At 55.3% G+C, this 13,382-nt stretch carries 13 protein-coding genes; 7 read left to right on the top strand and 6 right to left on the bottom strand.

Annotated features, from left to right (window positions below; translation table 11 throughout):
* Positions 1-7 precede the first annotated feature (7 nt).
* The gene (gene recQ / locus WEB54_RS03415; RefSeq protein ID WP_368053257.1) at positions 8-1,816 is read left to right on the top strand and encodes a DNA helicase RecQ; all 1,809 of its coding nucleotides are present in this window, start codon (positions 8-10) and stop codon (positions 1,814-1,816) included.
* A gap of 191 nt (positions 1,817-2,007) precedes the next feature.
* Here recQ and WEB54_RS03410 read toward each other — a convergent pair whose 3' ends face one another.
* The 3 genes from WEB54_RS03410 to WEB54_RS03400 all read right to left on the bottom strand — a co-directional run bounded on the left by WEB54_RS03410 (position 2,008) and on the right by WEB54_RS03400 (position 5,141).
* Positions 2,008-3,234, bottom strand: coding sequence for an MFS transporter (locus WEB54_RS03410; protein WP_368053255.1), 1,227 nt, complete (start codon positions 3,232-3,234; stop codon positions 2,008-2,010).
* A 199-nt stretch (positions 3,235-3,433) separates the two neighbouring features.
* Positions 3,434-4,051 (bottom strand): rhomboid family intramembrane serine protease, encoded by a 618-nt coding sequence (locus tag WEB54_RS03405; protein ID WP_368053253.1) that lies wholly within the window; start codon positions 4,049-4,051, stop codon positions 3,434-3,436.
* A gap of 271 nt (positions 4,052-4,322) precedes the next feature.
* On the bottom strand, positions 4,323-5,141 hold the full coding sequence (locus WEB54_RS03400) for a RimK family alpha-L-glutamate ligase (protein ID WP_368053251.1): 819 nt from the start codon (positions 5,139-5,141) through the stop codon (positions 4,323-4,325).
* A 254-nt stretch (positions 5,142-5,395) separates the two neighbouring features.
* Between WEB54_RS03400 and WEB54_RS03395 the strand changes: the two genes are divergently transcribed.
* Positions 5,396-5,923, top strand: a complete 528-nt coding sequence (locus WEB54_RS03395) for a hypothetical protein (protein WP_368053249.1) — start codon at positions 5,396-5,398, stop codon at positions 5,921-5,923.
* Between the two features lie 228 nt (positions 5,924-6,151).
* On the opposite strand, the gene WEB54_RS03390 is transcribed toward WEB54_RS03395, so the two are convergent.
* The 3 genes from WEB54_RS03390 to WEB54_RS03380 form a co-directional block, all read right to left on the bottom strand.
* A complete protein-coding gene (locus tag WEB54_RS03390) occupies positions 6,152-6,892 on the bottom strand; it encodes a J domain-containing protein (RefSeq protein ID WP_368053247.1) in 741 nt (246 codons plus the stop codon).
* Between the two features lie 2 nt (positions 6,893-6,894).
* Complete coding sequence (locus WEB54_RS03385) at positions 6,895-7,593, bottom strand: vWA domain-containing protein (protein WP_368053245.1); 699 nt, start codon at positions 7,591-7,593, stop codon at positions 6,895-6,897.
* Positions 7,594-7,684: 91 nt separating this feature from the next.
* Positions 7,685-8,125 carry a universal stress protein gene (locus WEB54_RS03380; RefSeq protein ID WP_368053244.1) on the bottom strand — a complete coding sequence of 147 codons (441 nt, stop codon included), beginning with the start codon at positions 8,123-8,125 and terminating at the stop codon, positions 7,685-7,687.
* A 306-nt stretch (positions 8,126-8,431) separates the two neighbouring features.
* On the opposite strand from WEB54_RS03380, the gene WEB54_RS03375 reads away from it, so the two are divergent.
* The 5 genes from WEB54_RS03375 to WEB54_RS03355 all read left to right on the top strand — a co-directional run bounded on the left by WEB54_RS03375 (position 8,432) and on the right by WEB54_RS03355 (position 13,372).
* A complete protein-coding gene (locus WEB54_RS03375) occupies positions 8,432-9,451 on the top strand; it encodes a pirin family protein (protein WP_368053243.1) in 1,020 nt (339 codons plus the stop codon).
* Positions 9,452-9,501: 50 nt separating this feature from the next.
* Positions 9,502-9,693 carry a TAXI family TRAP transporter solute-binding subunit gene (locus WEB54_RS03370; RefSeq protein ID WP_368053242.1) on the top strand — a complete coding sequence of 64 codons (192 nt, stop codon included), beginning with the start codon at positions 9,502-9,504 and terminating at the stop codon, positions 9,691-9,693.
* 232 nt (positions 9,694-9,925) lie between these two features.
* A complete protein-coding gene (locus WEB54_RS03365) occupies positions 9,926-10,849 on the top strand; it encodes an ABC transporter ATP-binding protein (protein ID WP_368053241.1) in 924 nt (307 codons plus the stop codon).
* A 14-nt stretch (positions 10,850-10,863) separates the two neighbouring features.
* Positions 10,864-11,625: an ABC transporter permease gene (locus WEB54_RS03360; protein WP_368053240.1), complete on the top strand. Its 762-nt coding sequence runs from the start codon at positions 10,864-10,866 to the stop codon at positions 11,623-11,625.
* A gap of 565 nt (positions 11,626-12,190) precedes the next feature.
* Positions 12,191-13,372 (top strand): fibronectin type III domain-containing protein, encoded by a 1,182-nt coding sequence (locus WEB54_RS03355; protein ID WP_368053239.1) that lies wholly within the window; start codon positions 12,191-12,193, stop codon positions 13,370-13,372.
* Positions 13,373-13,382: the final 10 nt, after the last annotated feature.

Here is a 13,382-nt window from a genome sequence, read left to right as displayed (position 1 = left end):
GCGGGGTATGACACAGACGCCTCTCTCCGTTCTCAACCACGTTTTTGGCTTCGATGCCTTCCGTGGCCCGCAACAAGCCGTGATCGATGCGTTGGTATCGGGGCAGGATGCTCTGGTGTTGATGCCCACAGGGGGTGGCAAGTCCCTATGCTATCAGATACCGGCTCTGGTGCGGCCCGGCACGGGTGTGGTGATTTCCCCGCTGATTGCCCTGATGCAGGATCAGGTTAATGCCTTGCGTGAGCTGGGCGTTCGCGCTGGCTTTTTGAATTCGACGCTGTCTTTCGATGCGGTACAACAAACCGAAACCGCCTTGCTCGCCGGTGAAATGGATTTACTCTACATCGCGCCGGAGCGTCTGTTGCAACCGCGTACGCTTGAATTGTTGAAGGGCGCCAACATCAGTTTGTTTGCCATTGATGAAGCGCATTGCGTATCGCAATGGGGCCATGATTTCCGGGCCGATTATCTAAAGCTGGATGTGCTGCAGCGCGAGTTCCCGTCAGTGCCGCGCATCGCGCTAACGGCGACCGCCGACCAGCGCACCCGACAAGACATTCAGCAACGGCTGGGCTTGCTGGACGCCCCGGCCTTTATCAGCGGCTTCGACCGGCCCAATATTTTTTACCGAATTCAGCCCAAGCAAACACCGCGCAAACAATTGCTGGCGTTTCTGAAGCAAACGCCTGAAGAACAGGCGGGCATTGTTTACTGCCTGTCGCGCAAGAAGGTTGAACAAACCGCCGACTGGTTGCGCACCCAGGGCTATAACGCTTTGCCCTATCATGCGGGTCTGTCGGCAGACATTCGTCAGGATCATCAATCCAGATTTCTGCGCGAAGACGGCATCATTATGGTGGCGACCATTGCGTTTGGCATGGGCATCGATAAACCGGATGTCCGCTTTGTGGTGCACCTGGATTTACCAAAGAGTATCGAAGCGTACTATCAGGAGACCGGTCGTGCCGGTCGTGATGGCGAACCGTCGACGGCCTTGTTGCTCTACGGTTTTGAAGATGTAGTCAAACTGCGACAGATGATGGCCCAGTCGACAGGCAGTGATGAGCACCAGCGATACGAGCAGCAACGGCTGAATGCCATGCTGGGCTTGTGCGAAGTGACCACCTGTCGCCGCCAGGTGCTGCTGCGTTATTTCGATGAACATCTGGAACAGCCTTGCGGCCATTGTGATACCTGCATTGAGCCGGTTGAAACCTGGGATGCTACGGACGCCGCACGCAAGGCTTTGTCTTGCGTGTACCGGACGGGCCAGCGCTTCGGGGCCAACCACATCATCGACGTGTTACGTGGTAGTGAAAACGAAAAATTGCGCCGCTTCGGTCATGACCAACTGTCGACGTATGGCATTGGCAAGGACCTGAGCGTCAATGACTGGCGCTCGGTGATGCGTCAATTGGTGGCGCTGGGCTATCTCAATGTGGACCCGGAAGGCTTTGGTGGATTGCAACTAACCGATGCCTGCCGACCTGTTTTAAAAGGTGAGCAGCATCTCGCTCTGCGTCGCGATGCAACCCCGATTAAAACCGGCGGTGAACGCAAGCCAAAAGTCAGTGACGACATCGCCAGTGAAGACCAGCCACTCTGGGAATCCCTGCGCGAAGTGCGCCGCCAGCTTGCCCTGGAACACAACCTCGCCCCCTTTATGGTCTTCCACGACAAAACCCTGAAAGACATGCTGGCCATGCGGCCACAAAGTCTGGATGACATGCGTTCAGTCTCCGGTGTCGGTGACAGCAAGCTGGAGCGATATGGGGAGGCTTTTTTGGCTGTGTTTACTGAGCAACAGCCTGCCTGAGGTTTTGGTGGTTAGGTATGCTACCCGTTGGGTTTGCTTGGGTGCCAGTCGTTCGTGCAGGCCACCGGGTGTGTCTAGCTGGGGTCGTCGTGAACCCGTCCATGGGGCCTAGACCACAGCATCCATGCTGTGGACTACCCCAGCTAGACACACCCGGTAGCCAGCACTTGTCAGGTGGCTAGTTTCAACTTCTAAAGCGGTGCGTGCCAAACCCGAAATGACTGCCGTGCCAGTACCAGGCTGACCAGCACATAGGCGGCCATTGACCACAATAAAACTGAAGCAGTGATACCCGCATCGATCATCAGGCCCAGCAAGACAGGTGACGCAGCGGTGCTGATTACGCCGAGCGCGGTAATCAGTGAACGGATGGCGCCGAGGTGGGTGGTGCCGTAAATCTCGGCCCAGAGTGCGTTCATGATGGTGCCGGTCATGCCGATGCCGATGCCGAGCATGGTCATCATAATGAAGACGACCCAGATGCCTTCGAACGTGCCAGCCAGCACCAGGCCAACGAACAGCGGGACGCCGAGAAATATCAGCAGGCGGGCCGCGGAATAACGGTCGACCAGAGTGCCGGTGACCAGTGAGGCGACCCAGTGAACGCCGCCGTAAACGATGAAGCTGGTGGCGAATAGTCCGGTGCTCCAGCCTTTCTCGCTCAGAATAAACGCCTGTTGAATGAAAATACCGGTCACAATAAACCCAGGTGCCAGCAGCAGAGGCAGTGCCAGCCAGAATCGTTTGTCTTTGAGGACGGTGCGACGTGATCCATCGGGAATGTCGTCCGGACGCAGTCGTTTTTCCATACCCAGCCGTTCAACTTCGCTCGGGCCTGCACGGTGCAACAGCCAGTGGGCCGTGGGCAAGTACGCACCAATAACCACCAAAGCAACCACCAGCCAGCTGTTCTGCCAGCCAACCAAAGCGATGATCAGCACCAACAAGCTGGGCAGTATCATTTCGCCCAGCGGTACGCCGTTACCGGCAATGCTGATTGATTTGCCCCGGTTGACCGAGAAGTAGCGACCCATGACCGTCATGGCTGTGTGCGGCATCAGGCCCTGACCGAAAAAGCGAAGCATAAAGAGGGCGATGACCAGACTGAACAGCGAGTTCATCTGCCACATCAGCAGGCTGGCGACGAACAAGCCGAGTGCAATAAGGGTTATAAACAGCCGGAGCGACAGTTTGTCGACCAAACCGCCAATGGCCATGATGGTCAGACCGCTGATCAGGGTGGCTACCGAGTAGGCGGACCCATAGGCCGACGCCGACAAACCCAGCTTTTCCTGAATCGGCGCGCCGAACCAGCTAATGAAAAACGACTGACCAAAGTTGCCGAAAAAAACCGTCAGCAATCCGAACACCAGCATCGGCCAGTAAGACCGAAGCACGTCAACATAACCACGTATCACGAGATGTTTCCTGGAATAATGAGTGCCACTGAGGGCGTTACAAGCGGGAAGCCGCTGGACAGTGAAGAACACCGTCGGGAGAGTGTCGCACGTTAGCACAGGTTACCGGGTCTTGACAAAACCCGGTGTTGAAACGGGCCGTTCGAACAGCCTGCGTGGTCGCCGACCCGTATATTTACTGGCTGACAGGTGCGATGGGTCAGGCGCGGGCCGAGCTGAGTACGCGTCGGCGTACGAAGGGCAGCCAGACATAGCCGAGAATAAACCCGCTGATCAGTCCACCCAGATGGGCCGCATTGTCAATCGGTCCAAAAAAGCCGATGGCGATGTTCAATGCGACGAAGCCCAGGGTGTTTTTCAGGAAGGTAGTGCGAAATTCCCGCTTGAACAGTTTGGTGGTCAGCAGGGCCAGAAAGAAGCCGTACATACCGAAGATGGCGCCTGAGGCACCGACCGAGACAACGCCGTAGTTGAACATCAGGCTGGTCAGGCTTGCCAGCAGCCCCGTCACCAGATACACAATGGCGAAGGATACCCGGCCCAGCAGTGGTTCGAGAAATATGCCAATGTTGGCCAGTACCAGAGCGTTGAAGATCAGGTGCAGCAGCCCGCCGTGCAGAAAGACGCTGGTCAGCAAGCGCCACCACTGACCGTCGACAGTCAGGGGCCCAAAATTACCCCCAAGCACCACCAGCTCCCGGGCGGGAAACCACATGATGCTTTGGGTATAAAGTGCGACCAGTATGAACAAGGCCGTGTTGATATAGATAATGGCGGGTGTCAGCCAGTACCCCTTGGTGGGGGTGAGTAGGTTCATTCCACGCTCTCTGTTTTAATTAAAAAAATGTCTGTGACTGGCTATTGGGGCCCGAGCCCGTGGCTGCAAGGTCGTTTGCAGATCGCTTACCCACAAAGTCTGTGGATAAGGCTGTGTGTAAACTGGTAGCCGATACGGTTGAGGCGATGCTCGTGCTTGCGGTGAAAAGGCGTTAAAAAACAAACAGTTAAACTATTACTCACTTGCTTGGCACTCCTATGCTAGATCGCTCCGCCGAAATCCTGACTCATGACACTGAATCGCCGACGGGTTAAACCGCCACCGGAAAGGTGCGTGATGGGGTGGTCGGGCCCTCCGGGTTTCTGGGTGTATGCGCATCGCGCAGATAGCCGAGAATGGCGTCTTGTAGCTCTGAACCCTTGTTCAGGCCCTGATTGCCGAACAGCCGGTTGAATTCCAGCAGGTAAGGGTGGTTGCCGACCATAGCGATGTCGAAGCCAGCATGATTGACGCCAAGGTCGCGTGCAACCGACAGCGCCAGTTCAATCGCCGATTCCGGGACTTTTCCGTATTCGACCCAGCCGCCACGGGCGACATTATTGTAAAAGCCCTGGTCGGCCTGGTGGCGCCAATAGGCCGTCAGTACCCGATTGCCGATCACAACGATGCGCAGGTCTTTTTCGATGGGCAGGTATTCCTGAACATAGAGCACGCTGGCCTGGTCGCAATACCGGCGCCAGTCGGCCCGGTCTTTGATCAGCCAGACGCCTTCACCCATGCTGGCTTTGGGGTTCTTGGCGACAAAGGGCAAGGTCATCAGATCCCATAGCTGTTCCTGTTGCAGCGGACCATTGGGTTCGATCAGCGTCAGCGGGGTGTTGGCGGGAGCGACTGTCTCGAAGGCGCGTGTCATCTCTACCTTGTCGTGACCGATGCGGTAACTTGCTTCGCTGGGAAAGACCCGGGCATTCAGCCCATAAAGCAGAGCATTGAGCTGCCAGTACTCGGGAAACAGCACCCAGTCAGCGTTGCGAATGGCTTCCTTGTGCTGAAAAAAATGCTCGGGTTTGATGACCTGGATATCCGGGAAACCGAGGGTACGAAAGATATCGAAGGAAATCAGGTTCATGACGGTTCATCGAATTAAGTGGCGGAATAATAGCCAGAATTGGAACCTTGGCAAGCCTTTTATTGTTGCTATATCAAAATATATTGATATAGTTTCGTCCAGATGACCCGCTGATTTAATGTGTAACTTGCGAGCGGTATACAAATGCAGCTAAAGCGCCTCTTTCCCGAGCTTTCCTGCACCTGCATACCTCTTTCTCCCGATCAGCCTGGTCCCATTTTTTTACGACATTGCCGATGTGATCGAGGTGCTTCATGACAACGCTGTTTTCCCACTTTCTGGCTCAGGTGCTGGGCTGCGCCAGCCTGGACAACGTCCATAACGTGGTGCGCAACCGGCTGATGTTCTCACCCGATCACGGTTTTTCCCGCGAAGACGTGGATGACTTTATTCTCAATGGCAGCTCAGAGGCGGATGTGATCCTTCGCTGGGCAGACTTGTTGAAGCTCGACGCAACCCTGCTGGCCGATGCCGCCCGGGTAGCGGCCGGTGCCAGGGCCATTCAGCAGAAAGCGCTACCGCGTGTTGAAGTGAACTGGATCGGCCGCGCTGCGGTAGCACAGCCGGAGCAACGAATTGAAGTAAGGGCGACGGTACAGTCAGATGGTTTGGACGAACAGCGCCCTTTTCTGACCCGCAAGACGGGTTACACCCTGGCGGATCTGAACCGGGAAGGCGGGTTTGAGCAGATACTCAGCTTTGCCAGCAGCCACTGGCACGATGTTGAGCAGGTTACCGGACAGTCGGCTTCGGCGGTGTCGCTGAGCTTTGAGGTGATTTAGTGTCATGAGACAGAAATTCGAGGTTATTCAGCCACTTATATTCCAAGGACTGTTGGGTGCGTCTACTGGGGGCCGTTAGACCGCATGGATGCGGTCTCCGAACTTACATGGATGTATTTACAGCGTGCCCCCAGTAGGCGTACCCGACAGTCCGATTGGCGCCGAAGAAGCAGTTGCCACCTGGGCTGATTGTGTTGCGAATTTCTGTCTCACGACACCAGATGGAGCTCACTCATCCAATAACTGACTGCGCGCCGCATTGATTCTGGCGGCGAGCCAGTCGCTGCCGCCGCGGTCGGGGTGGGCTTTTTGCATCAGGCGGCGGTGTGCCTGGATGATTGCATCGCGGTCGGCGCCGGGTTCCAGGCCCAGAATGTTGAATGCATCGGCGTCGGTCATAGCGCCTGAGTCGTTGCCGTGTTGCTGTTGAGCATCGTCCTGCCGGGCGCCCGGGTCGTCCTGGCGCCAGCGGTCACCGAAGCGTTTATCGAGATAAGTTTCCAGCAACCGGGCCGAGTCAGCGTCGTTTTGGCGGCAATAGTTGAGCAGGTTCAGAAATTCGTTTTCTTCCAGATCGGCCAGCGCTTTCCCTTCAAAAGGGCCTGCCAGCACCGTGCCGTGCATGATGCCGCTGTCGTGCTCCAGCTCCATATCGAGCAGGACGGATTGAACGCGCGAAGTCTGGCCATTAGCACCGCTGGCCTTGCCTGATTGGCGGCGGGACAACAGCGACGGTATAAAACGTATCAACAGCGGCAGCAGGCGACGGGCCCAGGGCAGCATGACGGCCAGCAGAACACCCAGCAGATATAAACGCTGGGTGGCTGCCAGAAACAGCAGGCCCCCAACCAGCAGGGTGATCAGGCCAATGATCAGCGGCCGTTTTCGTTGTGCCGGTGACATGCGTTTCAGTGCCACACCTAAGACCAGCACAATAACGAACAGGAACAGAATGGAAATCGGAGTCACAATTAGCGCTTCAACTGTTGGGTCAAACGTTTAACGTCGGCGGAGCCGGCGCGGGCCAGATCGTCGAGTGCGCGCTGGCCGCCACTGGCGTAGACCGCCACGGCGCCCAGCAAGTCTTTCAGTTGCGCCGCTGCGCGGTGGTCAAACGGCATCCAGGCACCGCCGGACAGTTTCGCCATCTGCTGGAAAGCATTGCGCGCCTGGACGTCATTGCCTTCCTGGAAAATAAACAGCGGGGTGTTCAGCATGCCCAGTTCACCGGCTTGCTGACAAAGCGGATCAACACCCTCCTCGCAGCAGTCGACGATCAGAATAACCGCCTTGACGGCCTTGGCGCGGGTTTCTTTCATGGCATGCTGCAGTACTCGCCCGATTTGGGTCTGTCCGCCCAGGCATTGTACCCGGTTCATGGCATTGAGCAGACGTTCGGGTCGGGTGACCCAGTCAGTCGCCTTGAACTCCCGGAAACCCCGGTAGTAGCAGAGCTGAATGGCAATGCCAACGGCGGATTCGGTGGCCAGGAACAGTTCGCTGTGCAGATGGCAGGCAGCATCCCAGGTGGGTTGGCGACTGGCCGTCGCGTCGAGCGCAAACAGGATGCGCCCTTGCTGCTGGCTGGCGACAGGGAGTTTGGCGGCCTGATCGATGAACTGATCAATAGCCTGAGTGTTGGAACGCGTGCTCAGTTTCCGGTCGGACAAGGGTCAACCCCGCCTAAACAATGTTCCCTAAGGATACAAAGCCCGGGCGGGATTGGCCATGTAAGCGACAGTAAAAGCCGGTAGCGGGCTGTCAGCGCACCGTCACGCAGGTGCATTCAGCCAGATTGGTCACCTTGTGCGAAACGCTGCCCAGCAGCAGGCTTTTCCAGTCGCCCAGGCCGCGCGTACCCATGACGATCATGTCGGCGTTACGTTCCTCGGCAACGGCGACGATTTTGCGAGCCGGGTCACCGATTTCGACGGCGGTCTCCACCGTGTTACAGCCCAGCTCATTCGCCAGCTTGACACCAGCCTCAACGATGGACTCTCCGACTTTACGCAATTCATCGGGCGTGGCGTGCATGTAAATGGATGCACCGCCCATGACCATAACCTCGTCTCCGATCGGGGGTTCAGGGACATGCAACAGCAATAAGCTGGCGTTATGGTGCTTGGCCCAGTCGGCCGCGAACTCAATGGCTTTTTTTGCCGGGTCGGAGCCGTCTACGGGAACCAGTATCAGTTTGCTCATGATGATCTCTCCTGCGGGTCGGGCGTCATCCGATGGTGGCTGAGGCCCGTAAAGTCGAGTCGATGAAACTACTGTGGCACTGTTGATCTGTGCGGGTCTTGATCTGCATCAAGACTTACAACGGCTTCACTTTGGTAGAGGGTTTTGCCATTGTCAAAGTCTGGCCGCCGTCAGGGTGGTGAAAAAGTGTTCACATGCCCCCATAGTGTCTGACAGATAAAGCCAGGGCTGAATGTGCAGCCCGAAATAACGTGGCCGGTGGGCGACTCAGCCTCCGTTACGCCAGCCAATCAAGCGAGGTATCTGATGAGCAAGGCAGTAAAAGAAGTATTGTCGCTGGGGTTTCCCTGGCAAACGGCCGATCCTTTCCTGTTCTGTGTCCATCACAACGATGCGTTCCCAAGAGGTAACGCCGAGATGGGGCCGCAGGCGTCGCTGGCCGGTCGTCAGATTGGTCAGGATTTCGACTGGAGCCAGGATTGGCGCATGTATCACGGCGACCGGATTCCCGGCTTTCCGGCACACCCGCATCGCGGTTTTGAAACCATTACCGTGGTCACCAAAGGCATGGTTGATCATGCCGATTCGCTGGGTGCGGCCGGGCGCTATGGCGGGGGTGATACCCAGTGGATGACCGCGGGCAATGGCGTTCAGCATTCGGAAATGTTTCCGCTGTTAAGTCAAACCGAAGACAACCCGATGGAGTTGTTTCAGATCTGGATCAATCTGCCAGCCACACATAAGGCTGTGCCACCGCATTTCTCGATGCTTTGGCGTGAAGATACGCCTGTGGTGATAACGACGGATGCAGCGGGACGGAGTACCTCTGTGACCGTAGTTGCCGGTGAACTTGAAGGCCACCAGGCACCACCACCGCCACCGGATTCCTGGGCTTCAGATCCGGCCAATGACGTTGCGGTGTGGATCATCGACGTGGATGCCAATGCAGAATGGACTTTGCCAGCCACCCGCGCTGGCGTAAACCGTACGCTCTACTGTTTCGAGGGCGGGGCCATTCAGGTTGATGACACCGGGCTGATGCCACGTCAGGGCGCCCGGCTGGATGCAGCACAGGCGGTAACCCTTAAAGCTGGAGAGCAGAAAGTTCGTCTGTTGCTATTGCAGGGCAAGCCAATCGACGAGCCGGTGGTTCAGTACGGCCCCTTTGTTATGAACACTGAGGCGGAGATTCGCCAGACGTTTGCCGACTTCCGCAAGGATGAATTTGGTGGCTGGCCCTGGCCGCGACACGATCAGGTGCATGAGCGGGCAAGTGGGCGCTTTGCCCGTCATGCCGATGGCCGTGAAGAACACAAGACGGAATAATGTCGGTCATCCACTACACTAATGGCGTTGATGCAACGCCGGAGTAGCTTGTGACCACAGCCAGGATGCCGGACGAAGTCGCGTATCAGCTGGTAAAGGCAGTCTTCGAGAATTTCGAGACACTGACCCGGCTGCATCCGGCCTTTGCCAGCCTGGATCCGGCAACGATGATACAGGATGGTCTGTCCGCGCCACTGGATCCGGGTGCGCGGCGCTATTACGAAGAGGCCGGTTTGCTGTAAGGTGACCGCCAATCTTTATTAGCTCAAGCTTCGAAGTTCAGTTCAGTTCGGCTCGGTGGCATTGGCCCGCGTCGGCTACCGGGTGTGCCCCTGAGGGGTCGGCGTGAATCCATCCATGGAGCCTAGGCCGCAGCATCCCTGCTGCGGACTACCCCACAGGGGCACACCCGGCACCCGCCGCTAGTCACACTAGCGAACTTCGAAACTTAAGGATTAACTTTTAGGAGCACTCATGCCCCCCATTATTTCTGTGCAAGGTCTGAATAAGACCTACGCATCAGGATTCGAAGCCCTTAAAAACCTCGATCTGGACATTAATACCGGCGAAATTTTCGCTTTGCTTGGCCCCAACGGAGCCGGTAAAACCACCCTGATCAGCATTATTTGTGGCATCGCCAACCCTACACGTGGCACGGTTACCGCCGATGGTCACGATATTCTGACCGACTTTCGTCAGGCACGCGCCAAAATTGGTTTGGTTCCGCAGGAGCTGGCCACCGACGCGTTCGAAACGGTCTGGGCCACGGTGAATTTCTCCAGAGGGCTGTTTGGCAAAGCGCCGAACCCACAGCATCTGGAAAAAATTCTGCGCCAGTTGTCGCTCTGGGATAAACGCGACGCAAAAATCAAGGCGTTGTCGGGTGGGATGAAGCGTCGGGTGATGATTGCCAAGGCGCTGTCCCACGAGCCTAAGATCCTGTTTCTGGATGAGCCGACCGCCGGTGTCGACGTCGAGTTGCGACGCGATATGTGGGAGATGGTGCGTGGCTTGCGCGAGCAGGGCGTCACCATCATTCTCACCACGCATTACATTGAAGAAGCCGAGGAGATGGCTGACCGTATTGGGGTGATTAACCAGGGCGAAATTATTCTGGTCGAAGAAAAAACGGCGCTGATGCGCAAACTGGGCAAAAAGCAGCTAACCCTGTCGTTGCGTGAACCTCTGGAGCAAGTGCCGGATTCATTGTCGGATATGCCGCTGACGCTCAGCGAAGACGGACGGGAACTGAACTACAATTTTGACTCCCAGCAAGAGCACAGCGGTATTTCCGAATTACTCAAAAAGCTCAACAGTTACGGCGTTGAATTCCGGGATCTGCGTACCCGGGAAAGCTCGCTGGAAGATATTTTTGTGGGATTGGTTCACGGTCAATAAAGGATACTGCACACATGAATTTCTATTCTGTTCGCGCCATCTATACGTTTGAGATGGCTCGTACCTGGCGCACCCTGCTGCAAAGCGTTGCCACGCCAGTGATTTCTACCTCGTTGTATTTCGTTGTCTTCGGCTCGGCCATCGGTTCGCGCATGGTAGATATCGATGGCGTCAGTTACGGCGCTTATATCATCCCCGGTCTGATCATGCTGACGCTGTTGATGCAGAGTATTTCCAATGCCTCCTTTGGTATTTATATGCCCAAGTTTTCAGGCACCATCTACGAGGTGTTGTCAGCACCGATATCGTACATTGAGATAGTGCTGGGCTATGTGGGGGCGGCAGCGACCAAATCGGTCATCCTGGGGCTGATCATTCTGATCACGGCAACGTTTTTTGTGGATTACCGCATCGATCACCCAATCTGGATGTTCAGTTTTCTGATACTGACCTCGGTAACCTTTAGCTTTCTGGGGTTTGTAATTGGTATCTGGGCCGACGGTTTCGAGAAATTGCAGATCGTACCGATGATGATTGTCACACCACTGGTGTTTCTCGGCGGTACCTTTTACTCCATCGATATGTTGCCGCCGTTCTGGCAGGGAGTGACGCTGTTGAATCCGGTGGTGTATCTGGTCAGTGGCTTTCGCTGGAGTTTTTACGGCGTATCGGATGTACACATTGCTGTCAGTACGGGCATGACATTCGGTTTTTTGGTGCTCTTTATAGGCCTGGTCTGGTGGATTTTCAAAACCGGCTACAAGCTCAAAAGTTAACCACTGCCCCGGGTTCGGGGCTCATTGGCGTTAAAGGCTTGCCTCTGGTCGGCCATGCCCTCGAAGTACAGCAGGATATTCAAACCATTTCCGACCGCAACACACGGCGCTACGGATCCGTTTTTTTGACTCTGTTTCTGGGCGAAACCTGGATTAATAACTAGTGCCTGTGATTTTTAATTCAAGCTTTGGGTTCGTTAAGTGGCAAGACCCACGCCGAGGTCAATCGCCGTTGAGTGCCAATTAGAAATGTAAAGAACGCCTGGTTTGGTGATCACCTTCACATTCTGCCGAGACGCTCGGCTCTTCTGAAACACTGTGCGGGCTTCGGGTAGAAGTCAAAATCGTCAAAACTTTAGGTTTCTGATTTCCATCCTGTGACAGGGTCGAGACGCACAATGTGACGGAGGTTTTTATAAACCAATAATTTCAAATTTTTCTGGCGGGTTTGACGGTTTTTAGCCTTAAACCGTCAAACAACCTGTTGAATGTAATAAAAAATTCGGTCGGAACTCGCTCACAGTTATTCACTACCTGCATCGATACCATGCGTGAACTTTCACCCATGACAGCAAAGGTAGTAGAAAAGCTTATGATGAAGTTCACTCTTTCATATTCGGTCGTGGCCTCGATGGCGCTGGCAGGATGCCAACTAGAAGAAGGAACTTCTAATTTTATCGGTGATGACACCGACACTGATAACCGCTCTTACGAAATGATGTATTCGGTTCGTGCAGACCGGGCTTCCGGCGCTAACCTGCAAAATGCAGCATTGAATGAGGATGGCAGTTATTATGTTTATCTGACGTCGGACGCCGCCTTGGGCGTCGTTCAGTTTTACGTTAATGATGTGATGATGAACGCCGATTCAAGCTATCCCTACGATCTGAACGGCGGCGATAACATCGCGGCCAATGTCCAGAATATGGATTGGTTTGATCCGGGCGAGAATACCATCCAGGTGCGCATTGATGGGGAAGTCGTGGCCACCTCCCGCTTTGTTGTAGAGGCTGAGGAACCGACTCCAGAGCCAGAGCCGGAACCGACTCCAGAGCCAGAGCCGGAACCGACTCCAGAGCCAGAGCCGGAACCGACTCCAGAACCAGAGCCAACACCTGAGCCAGAGCCGACTCCCGAACCGGAACCCATCAGCTATTCGCTGGATTACTCTTTGGATCCGTCACGCACGAATACCCAGGTGGTTGATGGGTTAACATTGAAGGAAGACGAAGCCTACTATCTGACACTGAACACCAATGACACGGATATCGGTCGTGTTGAGTTTTACATCAACGGTGGCTGGTTCAGTCAAGACAAAGTCTATCCCTACGACTATGCGGGTGGTAACACAAGCACGGCTAACGCATTGCCGTTGGACAGATTGGTAGAAGGCGACAATACGCTCACGGTTCGTGTTGATGGTACCGTCGTGGCGAATACCATTGTGACGCTGGTTTTAGGTGACTCGATACCAGTGCCCGATCCCGATCCCGATACCCTGTCGGCCACGTTGTACTGGAATGTGCCAATGGAGCGTGCCAACGGTGACCCACTGAGTATCGAGGAAATTGGTGGTTACGAAATTCGTTACCGTGCAACTGGTACAGACGAATTCACGACCCTGGTCATCGATGATGCTTCGACCGATCAGTACTTGATTGAAGATCTACCGGGTGCTGAGTACGAATTTCAGGTTGCAACCTTCGACAGTAACGGTATTTACAGTGACTTTGTAACAGCCCAGTGAGTGAGTAAAG

It is taken from the genome of Saccharospirillum sp., assembly GCF_040881935.1.
Classification (GTDB): Bacteria; Pseudomonadota; Gammaproteobacteria; order Pseudomonadales; family Natronospirillaceae; genus Saccharospirillum.
The sequence above is the reverse complement of the archived record's forward strand: the minus strand, read 5'-3'. Positions and strand labels throughout refer to the sequence as shown.